The sequence below is a fragment of the Rhodomicrobium sp. genome, assembly GCF_047605405.1.
Lineage (GTDB): Bacteria > Pseudomonadota > Alphaproteobacteria > Rhizobiales > Rhodomicrobiaceae > Rhodomicrobium > Rhodomicrobium lacus.
In genome coordinates, this window is record NZ_JASGFR010000021.1 from 15,987 (window position 1) to 34,704 (window position 18,718).

The 18,718-nt window shown below is 62.8% G+C and carries 18 protein-coding genes and 1 tRNA gene; 8 read left to right on the forward strand and 11 right to left on the reverse strand.

Translation table 11 applies throughout. From position 1 onward, the window contains the following. Positions 1-78: 78 nt before the first annotated feature. Both petA and QM659_RS10020 read right to left on the reverse strand, forming a co-directional pair. Positions 79-663 carry a ubiquinol-cytochrome c reductase iron-sulfur subunit gene (gene petA / locus QM659_RS10015; protein WP_127075787.1) on the reverse strand — a complete coding sequence of 195 codons (585 nt, stop codon included), beginning with the start codon at positions 661-663 and terminating at the stop codon, positions 79-81. A 69-nt stretch (positions 664-732) separates the two neighbouring features. Next, entirely contained in the window at positions 733-1,410 is a 678-nt protein-coding gene (locus QM659_RS10020) for a Crp/Fnr family transcriptional regulator (protein ID WP_415188319.1), read from the reverse strand. Positions 1,411-1,780: 370 nt separating this feature from the next. Here QM659_RS10020 and QM659_RS10025 point away from each other — a divergent pair, with 370 nt between their 5' ends. Next, positions 1,781-2,527: a TorF family putative porin gene (locus QM659_RS10025; protein ID WP_415188320.1), complete on the forward strand. Its 747-nt coding sequence runs from the start codon at positions 1,781-1,783 to the stop codon at positions 2,525-2,527. Between the two features lie 101 nt (positions 2,528-2,628). Here the strand turns inward: QM659_RS10025 and QM659_RS10030 are convergent, their stop codons facing one another. Beyond that, on the reverse strand, positions 2,629-3,282 hold the full coding sequence (locus QM659_RS10030; RefSeq protein WP_415188321.1) for a DNA-3-methyladenine glycosylase family protein: 654 nt from the start codon (positions 3,280-3,282) through the stop codon (positions 2,629-2,631). Next, the gene (locus QM659_RS10035) at positions 3,282-4,496 is read right to left on the reverse strand and encodes a glycosyltransferase family 61 protein (RefSeq protein WP_415188322.1); all 1,215 of its coding nucleotides are present in this window, start codon (positions 4,494-4,496) and stop codon (positions 3,282-3,284) included. The genes QM659_RS10030 and QM659_RS10035 overlap by 1 nt, the downstream gene beginning before the upstream one ends. A 241-nt stretch (positions 4,497-4,737) precedes the next feature. Between QM659_RS10035 and QM659_RS10040 the strand changes: the two genes are divergently transcribed. Further along, positions 4,738-4,813 (forward strand) — tRNA-Asn (locus tag QM659_RS10040). A 57-nt stretch (positions 4,814-4,870) separates the two neighbouring features. Here the strand turns inward: QM659_RS10040 and QM659_RS10045 are convergent. After that, positions 4,871-5,308 carry a molybdenum cofactor biosynthesis protein MoaE gene (locus tag QM659_RS10045; RefSeq protein WP_415188323.1) on the reverse strand — a complete coding sequence of 146 codons (438 nt, stop codon included), beginning with the start codon at positions 5,306-5,308 and terminating at the stop codon, positions 4,871-4,873. A gap of 97 nt (positions 5,309-5,405) precedes the next feature. Here QM659_RS10045 and mog point away from each other — a divergent pair, with 97 nt between their 5' ends. Then, positions 5,406-5,927 (forward strand): molybdopterin adenylyltransferase, encoded by a 522-nt coding sequence (mog, locus tag QM659_RS10050; protein ID WP_415188324.1) that lies wholly within the window; start codon positions 5,406-5,408, stop codon positions 5,925-5,927. A 200-nt stretch (positions 5,928-6,127) separates the two neighbouring features. Here mog and QM659_RS10055 read toward each other — a convergent pair whose 3' ends face one another. Beyond that, entirely contained in the window at positions 6,128-6,718 is a 591-nt protein-coding gene (locus QM659_RS10055) for a Dps family protein (protein ID WP_127075773.1), read from the reverse strand. Between the two features lie 200 nt (positions 6,719-6,918). Between QM659_RS10055 and QM659_RS10060 the strand changes: the two genes are divergently transcribed. Together QM659_RS10060 and QM659_RS10065 are read left to right on the forward strand one after the other, a co-directional pair. Then, positions 6,919-8,361, forward strand: a complete 1,443-nt coding sequence (locus QM659_RS10060) for a LutB/LldF family L-lactate oxidation iron-sulfur protein (protein WP_415188325.1) — start codon at positions 6,919-6,921, stop codon at positions 8,359-8,361. Beyond that, positions 8,354-9,064, forward strand: a complete 711-nt coding sequence (locus QM659_RS10065) for a LutC/YkgG family protein (protein ID WP_415188326.1) — start codon at positions 8,354-8,356, stop codon at positions 9,062-9,064. Before QM659_RS10060 ends, QM659_RS10065 begins: the two co-directional genes overlap by 8 nt. 333 nt (positions 9,065-9,397) lie before the next feature. Here QM659_RS10065 and QM659_RS10070 read toward each other — a convergent pair whose 3' ends face one another. Then, entirely contained in the window at positions 9,398-10,861 is a 1,464-nt protein-coding gene (locus QM659_RS10070; RefSeq protein ID WP_415188327.1) for a patatin-like phospholipase family protein, read from the reverse strand. A gap of 330 nt (positions 10,862-11,191) precedes the next feature. Between QM659_RS10070 and QM659_RS10075 the strand changes: the two genes are divergently transcribed. Continuing rightward, a complete protein-coding gene (locus tag QM659_RS10075) occupies positions 11,192-12,397 on the forward strand; it encodes a hypothetical protein (protein ID WP_415188328.1) in 1,206 nt (401 codons plus the stop codon). Between the two features lie 127 nt (positions 12,398-12,524). Here QM659_RS10075 and QM659_RS10080 read toward each other — a convergent pair whose 3' ends face one another. The 4 genes from QM659_RS10080 to QM659_RS10095 form a co-directional block, all read right to left on the reverse strand. Continuing rightward, positions 12,525-12,776 carry a hypothetical protein gene (locus QM659_RS10080; RefSeq protein ID WP_415188329.1) on the reverse strand — a complete coding sequence of 84 codons (252 nt, stop codon included), beginning with the start codon at positions 12,774-12,776 and terminating at the stop codon, positions 12,525-12,527. Then, positions 12,776-13,618: a DNA/RNA non-specific endonuclease gene (locus tag QM659_RS10085; protein ID WP_415188330.1), complete on the reverse strand. Its 843-nt coding sequence runs from the start codon at positions 13,616-13,618 to the stop codon at positions 12,776-12,778. Before QM659_RS10085 ends, QM659_RS10080 begins: the two co-directional genes overlap by 1 nt. Before the next feature lie 162 nt (positions 13,619-13,780). Further along, a complete protein-coding gene (locus QM659_RS10090; RefSeq protein ID WP_415188331.1) occupies positions 13,781-14,173 on the reverse strand; it encodes a hypothetical protein in 393 nt (130 codons plus the stop codon). 470 nt (positions 14,174-14,643) lie between these two features. After that, on the reverse strand, positions 14,644-15,180 hold the full coding sequence (locus QM659_RS10095; protein WP_367998490.1) for a septal ring lytic transglycosylase RlpA family protein: 537 nt from the start codon (positions 15,178-15,180) through the stop codon (positions 14,644-14,646). A gap of 509 nt (positions 15,181-15,689) precedes the next feature. On the opposite strand from QM659_RS10095, the gene QM659_RS10100 reads away from it, so the two are divergent. Then, positions 15,690-17,213 carry a hypothetical protein gene (locus QM659_RS10100; RefSeq protein ID WP_415188332.1) on the forward strand — a complete coding sequence of 508 codons (1,524 nt, stop codon included), beginning with the start codon at positions 15,690-15,692 and terminating at the stop codon, positions 17,211-17,213. Positions 17,214-17,398: 185 nt separating this feature from the next. Then, a complete protein-coding gene (gene glyA / locus QM659_RS10105; RefSeq protein ID WP_415188333.1) occupies positions 17,399-18,700 on the forward strand; it encodes a serine hydroxymethyltransferase in 1,302 nt (433 codons plus the stop codon). Positions 18,701-18,718: the final 18 nt, after the last annotated feature.

The following is an 18,718-nucleotide window of genomic DNA, read 5'->3' on the forward strand; positions in this document are numbered from 1 at the left end:
TTCGATCAGATGACGCGCAGCCTGATCCAACCGGTCTCAAACCTTACGAGCGCGTGCTCGGCGCAATGCGCTCCCGTGTCAGCCGAGCTTGATCTTCGTGTCGCCGATGAAGTCATAGGGCGGAATATCGAGGTTGCGCGGCGCGGGGCCTCCACGGACGCGGCCGGCCGTGTCGTAGATCGAGCCGTGACAAACGCAGAACCAGCCGCCGTAAGGCCCGCGCGGGTCGCCGGGGTTCTGACCCTTCGGCACACAGCCGAGATGCGTGCATATGCCGATGGCCACGAGCCAGTTTTCCTTGCCGGGCTTCGTGATGTTGCCGTCTGTCGCGGGGATCTCAGCGGTGCTGCCAAGGATGCGCGCCACGGGATCCTTCAGATCGCTGACGGCCACGTTCTTCGCCTTCTCGATCTCTTCGGGCGTCCGGTTCCGCACAAAAACGGGCATGCCGCGCCACAAAATGGTGATGGCCTGCCCGTTCTGGATCGGAGCGAGATCGACTTCGATCGTCGCCAGAGACAAGGCGGACGCATCGGGGTTCATCTGGTCGACCAACGGCCAGAGCGCTCCCGCTGCACCGATCGCGGCAAACGCGCCGGTGGCGAGATAGAGAAAATCGCGGCGCGAAACGTCGCCCCCGATATCTTCAACAGTCGCGTTCATCAGAGCGACCCTCCTTCTCGAATGAAACCGATAAAGAAGGGTGGGCGCGTGCGAAGCTGCCGTCTGTGACTAAGTCACAGAACCGTGATCGCTTGAGCGCGCGAAGTCGAAAAGTGCGCTGTCAGCCGGAACGGAAACAAGCCCCCGCCCGATCTTGAGCCAGCCCCGGCGCTGGAATTCCTGCAATTGCCGGCTGACGACCTCGCGCGCCGTGCCAAGTTCGGTCGCGAGTTGCTGATGCGTCGCCTCGACATCGCCATTTGCATTGCGAAGCTGTGCAAGCTTCTGCGCGAGCCTGATATCCACGCGCGAGAAGGCAATCTCGTCGATGATACGGAACAGGTCGGTGATGCGGTCGCTAAAGGTCTTGAAGACGAAGCGCCGGAACGGAGCGGACTGGGCGATGAGATCCTCGAACGTCGCGCGCGGCGTGGCGACGGCTTCCACGGCGGTCTCGGCGACAGCCTCGGCGCGGTAATCCTCGTAACCAAGAATGCAGGCCGTCGTCAGCGCGCAGCTTTCGCCCGCCGAGATGCGATAGAGCACGATTTCGCGCCCGTTTTCCGAAACCTGCTGAACGCGGACGCTGCCGCTCAACAGGATGAGAAAGCTGGACGGCGCCTGACCCGGGCCGAAAATGCGCGTGCCTTCAGGCAAGGCCACAAGCCGACTCTCGTTCAGGAGCCGCGCGCGAAGGGTCGCAGGAACTTCTTCGAGGGCCGGGAATCGGCCGATCCAGTCGCTCATCGAGATTCGTCTTTCTCCGGCAGGACAAGCATGCCGCTGACCCGCAATCAGCGTCATTAAATAGGAATTTCCGTTGCCTTGCGCCGGTTTAGATCAAACCTCGGTGCGTAAATTCTAGGCACGAGCCCTCACTGCTCCGGTGAAGCTGGTGAAAATATAGGCATCGTCACACAATTGCAACTCTCGGAGAGCTTCGAACAAGGAGTCGTTATCTCGTCGTTGCGACCGCCCTATAGCCGCGCGATAGTTCAGCTGGGTGCATATGGGCAATTAGAGACGGAGTGTATATAAAGTGGCACTTGGGGGTGTTTCGAAAATTGGGGCGGGCTTGCTGGCTGGCGCGGCTCTCGCTCTTACTTCAACGACGGCGATGTCGGCCGACCTGTACAGCGGCGGTCTGAAGGATGGCCCGGTTGCGGTCAACCCGTTCACGTGGTCGGTCTGGGCCGGCGTCACGACCGACTACCAGTTCCGTGGCATCTCGCAGAACCGTCGCGACGCGACGTTCCAGGGCGGCGCGGACGTGTCCTATGGCATCTTCTATGCCGGCACGGCACTTTCGGGCGTGAACTTCGATTCCAGGTATAACAACAATTTGCAGGTCGACTCGAACCTCGAAGTCGACTTCTACGCGGGCGTCAAGCCGGTGTGGAACGGCGTCACCTTCGACTTCGGCGTCATCACGTACAACTACCCGAACCAGTTGAAGGGGACCGCCGACCTCAACTTCGTTGAGATCAAGGCTGGCGCCAGCAAGACCATCTGGAGCGATCTGACGGCCGGTGTCACGGCTTACTATTCGCCGGACTACACCGGTGAGGTCGGTGGCGCGTGGGCCGTTGAAGGCACGCTGTCGAAGCCGGTCTACAAGTACGCCGACGTCGATTTCACGCTGAGCGGCACCGTCGGCCACCAGTTCTTCGATGAAGAAACTAAGTACGGTCTCAATGACTACACCTATGGCAACGTCGGTTTGACGGCCGCTTACAAGGCGTTCTCGGTCGACTTCCGCTACTGGAACACGACCCTCGACAAGGGTGAGGCGCCGGGCGGTGCAGACACGTCTTATGCCCAGGCCGGTTCGGCTTTCGTCGCGACCGCGAAGGTTACGTACTAGTCGCTTCCGCGACCCCTTCCGAACTTCCGAAAAGGCCGGGGAAACCCGGCCTTTTTGCTGCGCGCTCGCCTTCTCATGAAAGCCGCATGCCTTGCTCGTTCTCAGGCACGCGCTAAACCGGCGTGACGAGCTTCCCGCCCTTGCGGGCCTTGTAATACGCCCATAGCAGCCGGGCGGCGGCGCTGCCACGGCGTCCACGCATCCGAAATCTCGCGCAGCGCCCGCGTCGAAGGCCGTGCGGGGAGGTCGAACGCGAGCCGCATCGATTCCTGAAGCGCGACATCGGCCGCCGGGAAAATATCGGGGTGTCCTGCCGCGAACAGCAGATAGACTTCGGCCGTCCAAGGCCCGATGCCCTTGATCGCCGAAAGCTCGACGATGGCACGCCCGGCGTCCATGGCTTCGATGGCGGCGAGGTCGAGGCCGCCGGAAAGCGCCGCCTCCTGAAGCGCGCGCAACGTGCGCATCTTGGGCCTCGAATACCCCGCTTCGCGCAAGATCGTGTCGTCCGCCGCCGCGAGCGTCTCGGCGGTGATATCGCCCAGCGCGCCCTCAAGCCTGCCGTAGATCGCCCTGCCCGCCGCCACCGAGATCTGCTGCCCTGTAATGACGAAGACAAGGCCCCTGAAGCCCCGGTCCAGCCAGCGCACGGGGACGACGCCCGCCGATTCCCGGAGCGGTGCGAAGACAGGGTGCGCACGCACAAGCTCTTCGATGTGCCCTGCGAGATCCTCGTCGGAGCGGATGAAATGCATCAGGACGGCGCCGTTTCGACGGCTTCGCTGAAAGGTTCTGCCGTGGCGCCTGCAAGACTATCGGACAGAAGCGTCTCCTCGATCCGGAAACCGTCCCTCCTGTTCTCGACAGGCCCGGCGAGACAGCCCGCGTAGTCATGCCCGACGAGCTGCGACATGAGCCAGAAATCGTAGCTCGCGTTCTTGACGCGCCGCCCGTGCGCATCGAGATCGGGAAAAAACTCCCGGACCTTCGTGCCCGGCTTCGCCCAGGCGATATGCGCCAGCCCCGCGCCGTGCGGCGCGACGATCGCCTCTGCATTGCGGAACAGCGCCACCTGGCGCTCGATGGGGAGCTTGCCGAGCACCAAACGCTCGAAACCGAAGGCTCGCAGAATCGGCACCAGCTGTTCCTCGTTGAGCACGCGCCGCAGACGCGCATCGTTGCGGCTGATATAAAGGCGCTTCGGATCGTCCGGCCGCTGCGAGCCGCCAGCCACGAAACGTCCGAGATCGTCAAGCAGCGCAAGTGCCAATGGCGACTGTAATCCGCGCGGATTATGGGGCACAGGCACATCCGCCAGAAGGCGTGGCACAGTCGCCGCGTCGGCGGGGCCGAGAGCCTCGATAACGCCGATGCCGTAACGCTCCTTCAGATATGCCAAGGTGCGGTCCTGAAACGGGCTCGGAGTCGCGTTGACGAGAAGTCCCGGCTTCTCCGCTGCCCGTCCGCTTTCGAGGTAGGCGAGCAACGGCAGGATGTAATTGCAAAGCCAGTGGAAGATGTGGCCGCGCGCTGGCACGGGCGTCATCAGGTTGAACCACGGGCGCTCGGCCGACAGGGCGCGCATGCGGTGCGGACGCGCGCGAAGGCCGCTTACCCAATTGTGCCGCGGCCGAACGGTGAGCAGCAGGCCATCCTTGATCATCGCGCCCGCCCAGCCGGTCACGATGACATCATCGAGCGTATAAATGTGGTCGGTCAGTTGCAGCGGTGACGGCGGAACGAGGCCAAGCGTCCGGTGCACATCCGGCAGCGGGGCCTCGACCCGGACCGAGGGCAGAGCGATATCGCCGGACGCCACATCCCCGATGGGTACCGGCTCGACAGGAAGCAGCCAGCGACGCTGGAGCGCCGGGAAAAGCCGCGCGGCCTGATCCGACAGGATGTAACGCAGGCTTCGCGCCGTGAATTTTCCACGGTGTATCCGGCCCTTGTATTGAAGGGAAACCATCGTTCGGGCTCCGCATTTTTCGCGTGCATAAGCATAAGGCCGCTGGCGCGCAAGCGATTTCCGGCGCCCCCGCGCCGTTGAAGATACGCGGGCGCCGTCGAGGCCGCCGCCGCCCCGAGCATTTCCGCGCCCATCTGTCGATGGCACGAAATTCCCGCCCCAAAACCGGAAAATGTGCTTGTGCGACCGGCATCATGTGTTATGTAAACGAAATGCGGACGCCACTCGCGCTGTTCGCTATTCCCCGGTAGCTCAGTCGGTAGAGCAAGCGGCTGTTAACCGCTGGGTCGCTGGTTCGAGTCCGGCCCGGGGAGCCACCTTCCTGTTTCTGTTGATGTTTCAGGGCGTGGCTTCGATAAGGCCGGCTCAATGTGTCATCGCCAGCGGTCGGCGCGGACATTGTCGGTCTGGTGCGCATCCACCCAGCGCCCGCCCTCGTTTCCTTCCTCGAATTTCCAGAACGGCGCGTCGGTCTTGAGCCTGTCGATCAGGAATTCGCAGGCCGCGAACGCTTCCACGCGATGCCGTGCCGCTACCCCCACAAAGACGATGATTTCGCCGGGCATCATGCGGCCCACGCGATGCACGATGCGAACATCAAAAAGCGACCAGCGCCCCCTCGCCTCCGCTTCGAGCCCAGAAAGCGCGCGCTCCGTCATCCCCGGATAGTGTTCGAGCGTCAGTGCGAAAAGCGTGCCGCCTTCGTCGCGAACGAGACCGACGAAGGTTGCGATGGCTCCCGTATCACCGGCGCGGGCGAGGTGAGAGATTTCCTCGCCCGGATCGAACGCGTCGCTCTGTACCCGGATCATTTGCCCTCCTGACCATGGAAGACCGCGCGCAGGTGCGGACGGTTCCTGGAAGCCTTATATATAGGATCGGCATTCAGCCACTCCGGGGAAACAGCCAATGATTCCTATCGGCATCGTCACCGTTTCTGACAGGGCATCACAAGGCGTCTATCGCGACGAAGGCGGTCCGGCAATCGAGGCTTGGCTGTCGCGCGCGCTCGTCTCGCCATGGCGGCCCGAAAGGCATCTCGTCGCCGACGAGCAACCGCACATCGAGGCGGTGCTGCGAGCGCTTGCCGACGACGACGGGTGTGCGCTCGTCGTCACCACGGGCGGCACCGGCCCCGCTCCGCGCGACGTCACGCCGGAAGCGACAGCCGCCGTGTGCGCGAAAATGCTTCCGGGATTCGGCGAACTGATGCGCCGCGAGAGCCTGAACGCGGTGCCTACGGCGATCCTCTCGCGGCAAACCGCCGGGATTCGCGGGCGAACGCTGATCGTAAATCTGCCCGGAAAGCCCGCCGCCATCGACGTCTGCCTTCGCGCTGTCATGCCGGCGATCCCGTATTGCATCGATCTCATCGGCGGCGGTCGCCTCGAAACGAACGCCGACGTGTGCGCCGCCTTTCGCCCGCGCTGAACCGATCAGATTTGATCGACCTGATCGGACCCGACTCTAGTGGAGCGAATTTGACATTTTAGTCCCGGTGGCTGCGAGCTCTCGCTCAAATGTCAAATTCAAAAGCTCCACTAGAATCAAGATGTTGCTAGTGGTTTTTTCGATTCCGACATTTGCTCGCAAGCGAGCTGCAAACGGATGCAAATGTCGGAATCGGACCACTAGTCGAGGCGCGCCGCCACGAGATGCTCGGACAGGAACCACACCTGCTGTTCATGCAGGCGTATCAGATCGCTGACGAGAAGGTCGTTCGTGCCGTCGTCACCCGACTCGGCGGCTATTTTCGCCCCCTCGCGAGCTTCCGCAAGAATGTGCCGGTGCGCTTCCAGCAAACGCGATATCTGTTTCGCGGGGTTCTCGCGCCCCTTGGGCGGACGGCGGATCATCGTCATTTCGGCCACGTCGGGCGCCATCGCCACCTGCACGCCGCCAAGCCCGCTGATGCGCTCTGCGATGGTGTCGACAAGCTCGTTCTGCTCGCCATAGTGCTTATCGAAAAGCAGATGGAGCTGGTAGAAGGTAGGGCCGCTCACCTGCCAATGATGTTTCTTGTACATGTCGCGCAGCGTGATCGTGTCGGCCAGCACCTGATTCAAGGTCTCGATGCTCTGCGCGCGCACATTCTCCCCGAGCGCGATGGGAAGGTCTGTCAGCGTGCCCCAGGGTTGTGTCTCCTGCCCCTTGTCCAGATCGAGATGCGGTTGCGCTTCGGGGGCGCGGACGACGTGCTTTGCTGCGTATTTGTCGCTCATGGCGGATATTGCCTCGCTCGTTCGGTAAGTTCCCCGGGAGAAGCTCGCAAAGGTTGAAATGTTCCGGCATGACCACAAAGCTCGCCCGACTGGCGGCAATGTCATGCCCGCATGGATAAGGATAATTGATCGAGCCTGAGACAGATATGTCTTGCCGCGCTTGCGCGTTTCGTTGTTATGGGGGCATATCCACGGTCGTCATGGAACAAACGAGCCTGCATTTCAGGGAGAACGCGGCGCGCGCGCTCACCGATTCCCGCCTTCAACGCGCGCTGGGCAACGTCAAAACGGGCTTCATCCTGAAGCGCGCAGCCGCTCGCGCGGCGTTACCAGAGTTCGACGCGCTGCGCGACGAAGCAACGGCCATCAAGACGCACGTCATCGGCCACCTCGATATTTATCTGGAAGAATACGAGCGCCGCGTGATTTCGTCGGGCGGCCACGTCCATTGGGCGCGGGATGCCGCCGAGGCCCGCGACATCGTGCTCGCGATTTGCCGCGAAGCGGGCGCGAGGACCGTCACCAAGGGCAAGTCCATGGTGTCGGAGGAGATCGGCCTGAACCCCGCGCTCGAAGCGGCGAACATGCGGCCCGTGGAAACCGACCTCGGCGAATACATCATCCAGCTGAGGGGCGAAACGCCGAGCCATATCATCGCGCCGGCCGTGCATCTGAACCGCGACCAGATCGAGGGCGACTTCCGCTCCGCGCATTCGGACCTGCCGCCAGAGCGGGATCTGTCGGAGATCGTGGACCTTGTAGGCGAGGCGCGAACGGTGCTCCGCCAGAAGTTTCTCGCCGCCGACGTCGGGATCACGGGCGCGAATTTCCTCATCGCGGAAACGGGCAGTTCCGTCATCGTGACGAACGAAGGCAACGGCGACCTGACCCAGCTTCTGCCGCGCACGCATATCGTGGTCGCGAGCATCGAGAAGCTCGTGCCGACGCTCGAAGACGCATCCACCATCCTGCGCGTGCTCGCCCGCTCCGCCACGGGGCAGGAAATGACGAGCTACACCACGTTTTCCACCGGGCCGCGCCGCGACCAGGATCCGGACGGCCCCGACGCCTACCACGTCGTGCTGCTCGACAATGGCCGCTCGGAGATGCTCGGCACCGATTTTCAGGACATGCTGCGCTGCATCCGCTGCGGAGCCTGCCTCAACCACTGCCCGGTCTATGGGGCGGTCGGCGGCCATGCCTATGGTTCCGTCTATCCCGGCCCGATGGGCGCGGTGTTGACGCCGCACCTTGCAGGCATCCATGACGCAGCACATCTGCCGAACGCCTCCACTTTTTGCGGGCGCTGTCAGGCTGTCTGTCCGATGCATATCCCCTTGCCGAAGATGATGCGTCACTGGCGCGAAAGAGACTTCGCCGAACAGTCCACGCTCGCCGCGCCGAAGCTCGCGCTCAGGGGCTGGGCCTTCCTCGCGAAGCGGGCGGGTTTCTATCGGCTTGCAACAGCGGCGCAGGGGCGTCTGTTCTCGCTCATTCCTCGCTCGATGCTGACAAAATTGCCGTTGACGAAGGGATGGACCGCTTTCCGCGCGATGCCGAAACCCGCCTCGCGCCCCTTCCTCGTGCAGTGGCAAGCGCGGGAACAGGAAAAGCTGCGTCTCGAAAGGCGGCATCATGGCTGAAAAAATTTCGGCTGGGGAGACGGGGAACGCGCGCGACGCGATCATGGCGCGCGTCCGCAAGGGGCTTGGCGTGCGCGGCGACGAGCCGGGGCGGCGCGGCGTGGTGCAGACGAGGCTTCGCAATCCCGCCGCCAACCTCATTCCGGAGAAAGCCAGAGGCACGAAGCCGGAACTCGTGAAGCAATTCCAGACCACGCTCGAAAACGGCGGCACCGGCGTCGTCCGCGTCCGCACCTATAAGGGCATGCCAGAAGCGGTCGCGGCGGCGCTTCGCGAACGCAATCTGCCAAGCCGCGTGCGCCTTGGCAGCGACCCGTTCTTCAGGACGTTCGAGGCCGAGCCCGGTCTGCTCGAAATCCTCGGCGGCGCGGCGGAGGCGACCGATCCGATCGGCTTGAGCCATGCCTTCGCAGGCGCTGCGGAAACAGGAACGCTGTTCCTTGCGTCCGGGCCGGACAATCCTTCGACGCTCAACTTCCTGCCCGAGCACCATTTCGTGCTGATCGACGCGGGCGACGTCTTCGGCTCCTATGAGGAATGCTGGACGAAGTTGCGCGGCGTCTATGGTGCAGGCGTCATGCCCCGCACGGTCAACCTCGTCAGCGGCGCGTCGCGCACCGCCGACATCGAGCAGACCATCGTGAAGGGCGCTCACGGCCCGAAAAATCTCGTGGTGTTCATCGTCGGCTCGGCGCGCGAGTAGCGCGCCCGCGTCCCGCGCGCGATCCTTTTGCCCCAACCGGCAAAGGCGTAGCCCCCACACCACCCGCTTCGGGCACACGGTGCAGTTTGGTGCGCCGTTGCCACACACCTGTCATGAGACCGCGCGATGCTGTGATCTTGGAGGCTCGATGAGATACCTCCGGGAAGGGCCCGGCCAAACCCCGCACCGGGCTCTTCCCCGCCCATAGCGGTTGCTGAAGATGCGGCGCCCACGGCTTTGCTTTTGGTCGCTTCCTTGAGCGCGACCGGAAAGCGCGAAGCGGTTTTCCAACAAGATGCGCGTCTATCGAAAAGATAAGGCGCGCTTGAGAGGCTAGAAAGTCGCCATGAACTCGCGGTAGCCGGGGTTCTGCCGCAGCAGGCTTCCTGCCGACGAGATGAGCAGATCGACATCGTCCTTCGGCAGCTTGAAGCGCGTCGGGATCTTTTCGAGGCGCGCGCGCACGGACGCCTCGCGCATCTGGTCGAAGCTCACCTTAGACACGGTGAGCGTGAGATCGCGGCAATCCCAGCCCTCGGTAGTACCGCGATACAAGACCACTTCCGGCGGCGTCAGCCCGCAGCGATATTCGATCATGCGGTCGCGCCAGCTTTCCATCTGCGCGACAAAGGCATCGTAGGCCGCGCGCACATTCGCATCGACAGCCGTGTCCGAGACGGCCTGAATGAGGTCCATCAGCTCCGGCGACTCGGCGCTTTTCGCGAGATCGCCTCCGGGCGGGCGCCCGGCGTCCACGACCACGAAAAGGAATCGCTTGAGGTTCACCACCTGCTTCGGCGTCAGCGGCTCATAGGGTTTCGTAGCCGCCGCGAGTTCGAGCACGAAGCCGGAGAGGCCGAGATTGTCGGTCATGCCGCCGTCGAGGAGCTTCACGAACTGCACGTCGCTTTTCTCGCGGTAGCGCTTCAGCGCCCCCGCCGACGCGCGAAGGATCGCAGGCGCGCCAGCCCGATCGGCCGAATAGGTCCAGTCCGGCATGTCGAAGCGGCAGCGGTCGGCGTAGTTCTCGATCACGATCGGCGCGAACACGAAAGGCACCGCCGCCGACGCGGCAACGGCTTCGGAAAGCGGATAGCGGCGCAGATCGGAGCACAGCGCGCCGAAATTCGTCTGATTGTAGATGAAGGTCGTCCGGTTGTAGATGTCGGACGCGTTGATCCAGAGCTGCGGGCGTCCCGGCTTCAGCACATCCGCGAAGGTCGCGCCGCGAAACAGGTTCTTTTCGAGCCATGTCGGCAGACCCGAGCGGTCGTTCACGCCGCCCTTGGCGAGCAGCATCAGGTTCGGCAGGTTGACCGAGGTCGAAAGCGACGCCTCGACATCCTGCACGAGAAAACGCCTGCGGAAGTCTGCGAGGGTGTCGCGGCCCTTCAGCGCAAAATACGCCGCCGTGACCGAGCCGCCCGACACGCCCGAAACGAGCGAGACCTGATCGATGAGCGGCTGCGGACCGGCCTTCCCCCGTGCTTCCGTGCGGGCAAGTTCCTGAAGCACGCCGAACGCGAAGGCGCTGGCGCGCGTGCCGCCGCCCGAGAAGCTGAGGCCGATCACGGTGTCCGACTCGCCGCTGGCGACGGTGGGGCTTGCGGTCGGCACATAATTGCCCGCCTCGGCGGCCTCCGCGCTGTCGGTCAGCGCCGAGTTGATCGGAGCGTTGCGGATGCTGAGCCCCGCGCAGCCGGAAAGCGCGACAGCGGCTCCGAGACACGCAGCGGCGGCGGCAAACACACGAACCCGCGCGGAAACTCCGGCACGAATGGCAAAAAACGGCGGCAAAATCGCTACCCTCTTGCGCCTCTCAAAGGCATTGGCCGGTCTCGCCGACCGGCTTCACCGTTCCCGGACCCCGCGCCGTTTGCGCGACGGAAACGAAATCGTCAGCCTAGGGAGGTGCATCACGGACACGTCCAAAATGTGGCGTCGCACAAAATCGGTCAGCGCGGGGCATGGCTCGGGGCTTATAGGAAGGGCGGGTGTTTTCGGATGTCTCGGATCGCCCTTTCGGGTATAGTGGGGCCGATGACTAAGCCGTTCTCATGGTTGGATCTTTCGCGTTGGCGAGGGTTTCCCCGCGCATGCGTCTGCGCGCTCGCGCTGGCTCTCTCATTGACCTTTGTCACAACGACTTATGCGCAAACGCCGCTGCAGGAGGCGATCGCGCGCCTTTCTCCGCAGCAGCAGGCGATCCTTCGCGCCTACGAATCCGCGCGCATCGCCTACACAAAATCGGTTGACGCCTACTGGAAGCGCGTGGAGCTGAAGCGCAAGCGCCGCAAGACGAAAATCGCGCGCTCCCTCCCCCTGACGCTCGACGATTACGTGGCCGAGCAGCCACCCGTCTATAACGGCCCGAAGCGCCCGGCCGAGATCATGGCGATGCTTCCGAGGCCGCCGAAGCCTCCGGTCACCGAAGCGCCCACGCCGATTCCGGTCGTCTCGGATTTTCTGCGCGAGGCAGAAGCGACATACGGTTTTCGCCCGGATCGCGTGCCCGAAGACGATTTCATGATCGCCTATGCTCTGGAGGCGGTCAAACTTGGCCTGAGCCGCGATCAGGTGGTGCGCGTCTACGCGCTGGAGACCGGCGGCATGGGTACGCACGATCTCCAATCCGGCTATAATCCGAGAACCGGCCGGGCCGCCTCGACGGCGCTGGGCTATGCGCAGCTTCTTGCGGCCAATTCCATCGAACAGGTCCGCAAGGAGGGCAATGAGTTCGCCTCCCGGCTCGAAAGGCTGGCGCAGGAACCCGGCATGCCGCGCGCAAAGGCGCAGTCGCTGCTCTACAAGGCGGCGCTGGTGCGCCGCATGAACGCCGACGCCCGCCGCGTGCGGGACGGCTGGGCCGCGCATGTGGAATACGCCAAGACGCCGAGGGGGCTCGCCATGCACGCCCTCAACCTCGATGGCGACATCGGGCCGTGGATGCAGGTGGTGAAACTTCGCAGCGTGGTGGAATATGCGCGAAAGAAGGGCCTTGGCAGGCTCACGGGCGCGCAACTCGAACTCATGAACCTCGCCGGCCCCGGCAGCGGCTTCGAAATGCTGGTGCCGCCCGGCCGCAACATGCCGACGTCAAACTTCTTCGAGCGCGGCGGCTACGAGCGGAACCCTGTCGTGCACGACAGGACAGGCGCGGAATTGCTGGCGAAGCTCGATGAGATCATGGATCGCAACATCCAGAAGCCCGGCGCGCAGAAATTCGCGGCTATCTTCGACCGCATTCAGCGACGTCTCGCGCAAGGCGGACACGCGCAGAGCAGCACGGCCGAGCAATCGCCGCTCTCGTTCATCAATCCGTTCTCGCGGTGACGAGCGACGGAGCGCCGACAGGCGGGCCGGTGCGCCGACGAAAACAGGAGCCTTCGGTCTGAACGTTTCGGCGACCATTCCAGATAGAGATCGAGTTACCGGCTTGACGCCCCCTTGGGGACAGCGGTTATGCGAAAGGGTTCTTCACTTTCGCGGGAGGCTCGGCTGACGCGACCACGACGGGCAGATCGCCGCCGGTCTCAAGCTCCTTCACGATCCGGTCCACCGTCTCCTTCAGAACCTTTGCAGCCTGAAGCCCGGCACGGTCGCGCGTGATCGCCAGCGTGCCATACACTGCAACGCGATCCTCACGATTCTCGATGGTGAGTCCTCCGAGCGTGATCGCGTCCGTTTCGTTCCTGAAAGGCGAAAAGGTCATCATTGTCTCCGGCCGGCCGCCTCGGAGGTCTGAAGCCGGCACCCGAAATGCGGCTTGGGTCTCGGAAGGATCATAGCACGCCGACGCGCTGCGCCGTCAAGTTGCGGGAACACATCGACACCAACCTTGGACTCAAGCTCGTCGATCGAGAGCGCCTCCCACGCCTGGCTGTCATCGTTCGGCGCGAAATAAGCGGCTGCCGCGTTGCGCGACGGGACATAGACCGCCTTGAAGATATGGGTGGGGACCAATACCCTGCCCTTCAGGCTTTCGAGTTCCGCGCCGAGAAACGCCGGGCCAGTGACGACATACACGGTCTCGCTCTCGGCGATGGCCCGCACAGCGGACTCGATGCCCTCCCATAGAACCTCGTTGTTGCAAGGATGCTGCGGGATCATGTTCGCGAGCGAAAACGACTCCTCCTGCGCCTTGCGCGTCGACATATCGCCGTTGGGGGCCATGTGGCCACGGTCGTAGCCGCTGCGCTTGTAGTCCGACAGCTCGGAACGAACCTGCGACGGCAGCATCGTTTCATCGTGGAAGCTGTTCGAGCTGATGCGCGTGAGCGTTTTGGCGGCGGCGACGCGGGCGGGCGTCAGCATCTCGGCGGCCCAGAGCGGCGTTCGCGACACACCCGAATAGAGCACCGCGATTTCAGAGAAGCACAGGCCGTAGGTTTCCCGCGCGAGCTGTTCGCTCTTGATGGCCGGGAAGCCGCCGCGATAGAGCTGCGCGTCGCAGCCTCGTTCCTGCGCCTGCCCCTGCGTCCCGATCTGGACCGAAGCGAGAAACACGAAAAGAAGGGTCGACAACACGTTGGCGCGGAGGAGAAGCGAAGCCATGGGCAACCCTGGAATAAGAGCATGTGTCTTATCCGGGGTACGCGATTCGCGGGTAACGCCCTATGGGTTGCACGAATAAAGTGCAGCTTGTCCCGCGCCTTCACGGGCAAAAAAAATGGCCGGAAGTCCGGCCATTTCATGAGGGGATTTGCGTCCAGATCGCTATTTGCAGGATTTCGCAAGCCCGTCGAGCACGGTCGAGGCGTCCTCATCCATCTCGGAATCCATCACGTATTTCTCGAAGTCCGGCCCGAGTTTCTTGGCGCCGTCCTGCATCTCCTTGTCGAGCGCTTCCAGCTTCTTCTCGTCCTTCTTCTCCGCAGCGGCCGTGAAATCGTCCTGAAGCTTCACGAGCTTGCAGAACTGCGTCGTCTTCGCCTTGTCGGCCTTGATGCCGTCGACGACCTTCTGGATGTCGGCCTTGGTCGCCTTGGGCGCCGCGGGCTCTTCCTTCTGCGCCGGTTCGTTCGCCGGCTCCTGCTTCTGCTGCGCGAGCGCGGGCGTGATGGCAAAGGCGGCTACGACCGCGATGGCGGCGGCGAGTTTCGTGTTCATGAAAACGGACTCCTGAACGGGATGGTTCTTGGGGTGCAGCGAAATCGAAGGCTGGAATTGCGTGACTTATTGGCCCCGATCCTTGCCAAGAAATGGCGGCGATTTCGCGACTCCCAAAATGAATTCTTGTCAACTTTTCCAGATCGACCAGCGTGAGCCGGAACGTCGTTCTACGGCAGGACGATGGGAGGATAGAACCGAACCGGCGCGCTCGTCGGTGGCGGAGCGCCTTCGGGGAAGGCGCACAAAAGAGCGGAAAAAGCGGCGCGCCGAGGAACTGTTCGCGCTGCCGCTTTCGCCGGAGGCCTGCTAGTGGAGCGAATTTGACATTTGTGTCCCGGTGGCTGCGCGCTCTCGCTCAAACGTCAAATTCAAAAGCTCCACTAGAAGATGTTGCTAGTGGTTCTTTTCGAGTCCGACATTTGCTCGCAAGCGTGCTGCAAACGGATGCGAATGTCGGAATCGGACCACTAGCGGGACGCCAACCTGCGCCGACTGCTGCCAGCGTGGCGCGACCGCTTGCCAGACTTCGCGTAACGCGCCTTGCCGCCCGCCTTGGCGTAACGGGTGTTGCGAACCCGCACGGTGCGGGTTGTCTCGTTCGACCGGACCATTTGGATCGGCTCGCGCAGTTCCGCGCTTTTCACGGTGCGGCTGCTGCCATAGCTCACGACTTCGAGGCAGACCGGCGCGAGACCGTCCATGCCGAGCGCGTTCTTCGCGCCGGTGGACAGATCGATGATGCGCCCGCCCACGTATGGACCGCGGTCGTTGATCCGCACGGTAATGCTGCGTCCGGTCCGCTGATTGCGGACCACGACACGAGAGCCGAACGGCAGGGTCTTGTGAGCTGCGGAAATGCCCATGTGATTGTAGGCTTCCCCGTTCGCGGTGCGCGAGCCCTCCGAGTAGGTGGAGGCAATGCCGCACTCGGCAAACGCTTGCTGGCTGGCAAAAGACATCGCAGCCATCAGGACAACCGCACGGATACGCTTCACGTTGTTCATCACAACCTTTCCTTGTCAACTTCCGACCGGCGCGATTGAGAGGGTAAATAAGGCGTAAATTGGGAAGCACCCGGCGATTGGCTGGCATGCATAAATTGCATGCGCCCCGGTAAAGGCACATGATCCGCCAACGGAAACAGGCTGTTAAAATTAGAAAGGCCCGCGTTAATCTTTTTAAATGTAACGGCTTATGTCAGAGCCTGTAAAAAGTTTTCTCCATTTGACAGACAGGACCGCAAGGGTTTGTGCGTCAAACCGGCGCACGAATGTTTAAGACTTAAACGGCATCATTTTCGAGGGCGGTTTCGACGAGATTTCGATTTGCGCTCATAAAAAATGATCGACGGGCATGCGCCGGCAAGTGACCTGCGGGACACACACAGTCCGGTTGTGAAAGGCTATCCGAGCGATCAGGGCCGAAATCGGCGATGACTTGCGGCTTATTGGAAATAGCGCCTTTTTAGTGGGTTCCCTGAAATTCCAGTCAAGTAAAAGCCGGGAGAACTTGTATGAAGTACTCACCCGCGAGCATGAGTGCGGTTTCCCTCGGGCTGCTCTCGCTTCTCGCCCTGTGGCTGGTAATCCAGCAACACCCCGTGCCCGTAAATCTCGCCCTGATCCTCGGCCTGTTTTTTGCGCTGCTTCTGCCCGCCGTCTTCGTGATCGTCCGCAATCAGACGCGCGCCGACCGGCTCCGCACGGCGGCGCTCATTCGCGAAACGCTCGATCCGGGCCCTCGCACCGACCTCTATTTTGAGTTTCTGAAACGCAAATATCTGACGCGCGAGGACGAGGCTCAGCCGACACCTGCGCGCCCTCCCTTCACCACGCTGAACGACTGGGTGATTTCCCTTGCCTGCGTTCCCTTTGTGCTCTTCACGGCTGCCGGCTTCTTCGTTCTCTTCCTGCCTGCCAACCAGCTCCCGGAGATCCTCGGCGGCTCGCTCGGCGCGAATGTCCTGAGTGTCGGCGGTCTTAGCGCTCCGTCGTCGAAGGATTACGAAGATGTTGTGACCATCGCCTCGCTCGCCTTCGCCGGTGCCTACCTGTACAGCGTCCGCCTTTTAATGAAATCGCTGATCTCGTTTGATTTCTCGGTGATTGCGCCGCTGCGGGCCTTCTTTCACATCCTCTTCGCGGTCATGCTCGCGGTGGTCGTCTGGCGCGTCGCGCCGGAAGCGAAAACGGTGTCCGCGCTGATCGCGACGCCGCAGCAGATCGCAGCCGAGCAGAAGGCACATCCCGCCGTGGAAACGCCTGCGGCACCCGTCCCCGCTCCCTTGCCGAAAATCTGGCTTCTGTTCGCCTTCGCCATCGGATTCGTGCCGGACGCGGCCTTCACCTGGGCAGCGAGGCGAGCCCGCCTCACCCTGGACAACCGCTATTCCGGGTCGAAACACAGCGCAATTACACCGCTCACCGTCATCGACGGCATCGACTTCATGACGTCCTATCGCCTCGAAGAGCGGCGCATCGCCAATGTGCAGAACCTCGCGACCGCCAACCCCATCATGCTCCATGTCGAGACGCCGTTCTGCGTCTTCATTATAATGGACTGGATCGCACAGGCGCAGCTCTGCGCGGCCGTAGGTCCGCAGCGCTTCCTTCTCTTGAGGAAGCTCAATCTGAGAACGATTTTCGATCTCGAACACGCTGTCCTCGATCCGGCTGCCCCGATGGGGCTGAAGCACATGGTGGGTTCTGTCCTGCTCGCCAATGACGGCAAGACCAACGTCATGCGCGACTTCGGTATCCGCCCGCTCGAAGCCACCTATCGCGATTTCGACAAGGCGCTGTCGTCCTGGGTCAACATCGAGGTCATCGAGCATCTGGTTCGAGTGATCCTCGACGATCTGCACGTTCAGCGCCTCCGGCAGGTCTGGCAGGACATCGAAGCGTCGATGCATGTCGAACCCCAGGCGGAGCAGCCGCGCCCGCAGCTCAAGATCCCGGCGTCGCCCCCCTCCCCTCGCTCCAACGGCTATTCCAACGGCATTGGCAACGACCGGGAATATTCGCGCGTTTCGGAGTGAGTCCGTAAAGCCGTCATGGAGAGACTATAATGTGACGCCGCCGGGCCGCGTTCGCCTGGCGGCGTTCCGCGTCCGAATGCGCGGTCGGAGAGCGATCCGTACGAAATCAGCCCCTTTGATTGCAATCTTGCCGGAAGTTCCTATACTGCCCGGCGCGCAGCACCCCATTGCCACTCAGAGGCCGCATGTCCACCGCATCTTCCGCCGTCGCATCGTTTTTTTCCGCGCCGCTTTCCGACGCCGATCCCGATATCTATAAAGTGCTCGGCCGCGAGCTTGAACGCCAGCGCGATGAAATCGAGCTGATCGCGTCCGAGAACTATGTATCGCGCGCCGTGATCGAGGCGGCGGGCTCGGTTCTTACCAACAAATATGCGGAAGGCTATCCGGGCAAGCGTTACTATGGCGGCTGTCAGGAAGTCGACGTCGCCGAGGAACTGGCCATTGCCCGCGCCAAGCAGCTTTTCGGCTGCGATTTCGCGAATGTGCAGCCGCATTCCGGCAGTCAGGCCAATCAGGGTGTGTTTCTCGCGGTCCTGAAACCCGGCGACACCATCCTCGGCATGGGCATCGACATGGGCGGCCACCTCACCCACGGCGCAGCCCCGAACCAGTCGGGCAAATGGTTCAACGCCGTTCATTATGGCGTCCGCCGCGAAGACGGCTATATCGACTACGAGCAGGTCGAGCGGCTTGCGAAGGAGCATAAGCCGAAGCTCATCATCGCGGGCGGCTCCGCCTATGCACGCCAGTTCGATTTCAAGCGCTTCCGCGAGATCGCGGACGAAGTGGGCGCGCTGCTCCTCGTCGACATGGCGCATTTCGCGGGGCTGGTCGCGGGCGGCCAGCATCCGAGCCCGTTCCCGCACGCGCATTTCGCCACGACGACAACGCACAAGACGCTTCGCGGCCCACGCGGCGCCATCATCCTGACGAATGACGGCGACCTCGCAAAGAAGGTCAATTCGGCGATCTTCCCCGGCCTTCAGGGCGGCCCGCTGATGCATATCATCGCTGCGAAGGCCGTGGCTTTCGGCGAAGCCCTGAAGCCGGAATTCCAGCACTATGCCAAGGCGGTGGTGGATAACGCGAAGGCGCTCGGCGTGGCGCTCAAGGAAGGCGGCGTCGATCTCGTCTCCGGCGGCACCGACAATCACCTGCTGCTCGTCGACCTGCGGCCGAAGGGCCTCACCGGCAAGGCCGTGGAAGCCGCGCTCGGTCATGCTCATATCACGGTCAACAAGAACGGCGTTCCCTACGATCCCGAGAAGCCGACCGTTACCTCGGGCATTCGCGTCGGATCGCCCGCTGGCACCACGCGCGGTTTCGGCGTCGCCGAGTTCACGAAAATCGGCGGCCTGATCGTAGAGGTGCTGGAGGGCCTGAAGGCTGGCGGAGACGCCGCCGTGAAGGCGCAGGAAAAGGTCAAGGCCGAGGCGCTGGCGCTGTGCGGGCGCTTCCCGATCTATCCGGGCATCAAGGCGTAAGGACCAACGGCGGAGAGT

Bases quoted from the DNA above. Each gene is read 5' to 3' on its own strand.
- QM659_RS10060 (WP_415188325.1), top strand. From the start codon at position 6,919: ATGGAACAAACGAGCCTGCATTTCAGGGAGAACGCGGCGCGCGCGCTC.
- glyA (WP_415188333.1), top strand. From the start codon at position 17,399: ATGTCCACCGCATCTTCCGCCGTCGCATCGTTTTTTTCCGCGCCGCTT.
- petA (WP_127075787.1), bottom strand. From the start codon at position 663: ATGAACGCGACTGTTGAAGATATCGGGGGCGACGTTTCGCGCCGCGAT.
- QM659_RS10100 (WP_415188332.1), top strand. From the start codon at position 15,690: ATGAAGTACTCACCCGCGAGCATGAGTGCGGTTTCCCTCGGGCTGCTC.
- QM659_RS10085 (WP_415188330.1), bottom strand. From the start codon at position 13,618: ATGGCTTCGCTTCTCCTCCGCGCCAACGTGTTGTCGACCCTTCTTTTC.
- QM659_RS10095 (WP_367998490.1), bottom strand. From the start codon at position 15,180: ATGAACAACGTGAAGCGTATCCGTGCGGTTGTCCTGATGGCTGCGATG.
- QM659_RS10035 (WP_415188322.1), bottom strand. From the start codon at position 4,496: ATGGTTTCCCTTCAATACAAGGGCCGGATACACCGTGGAAAATTCACG.
- mog (WP_415188324.1), top strand. From the start codon at position 5,406: ATGATTCCTATCGGCATCGTCACCGTTTCTGACAGGGCATCACAAGGC.
- QM659_RS10055 (WP_127075773.1), bottom strand. From the start codon at position 6,718: ATGAGCGACAAATACGCAGCAAAGCACGTCGTCCGCGCCCCCGAAGCG.
- QM659_RS10020 (WP_415188319.1), bottom strand. From the start codon at position 1,410: ATGAGCGACTGGATCGGCCGATTCCCGGCCCTCGAAGAAGTTCCTGCG.
- QM659_RS10030 (WP_415188321.1), bottom strand. From the start codon at position 3,282: ATGCATTTCATCCGCTCCGACGAGGATCTCGCAGGGCACATCGAAGAG.
- QM659_RS10025 (WP_415188320.1), top strand. From the start codon at position 1,781: ATGTCGGCCGACCTGTACAGCGGCGGTCTGAAGGATGGCCCGGTTGCG.
- QM659_RS10045 (WP_415188323.1), bottom strand. From the start codon at position 5,308: ATGATCCGGGTACAGAGCGACGCGTTCGATCCGGGCGAGGAAATCTCT.
- QM659_RS10080 (WP_415188329.1), bottom strand. From the start codon at position 12,776: ATGACCTTTTCGCCTTTCAGGAACGAAACGGACGCGATCACGCTCGGA.
- QM659_RS10065 (WP_415188326.1), top strand. From the start codon at position 8,354: ATGGCTGAAAAAATTTCGGCTGGGGAGACGGGGAACGCGCGCGACGCG.
- QM659_RS10090 (WP_415188331.1), bottom strand. From the start codon at position 14,173: ATGAACACGAAACTCGCCGCCGCCATCGCGGTCGTAGCCGCCTTTGCC.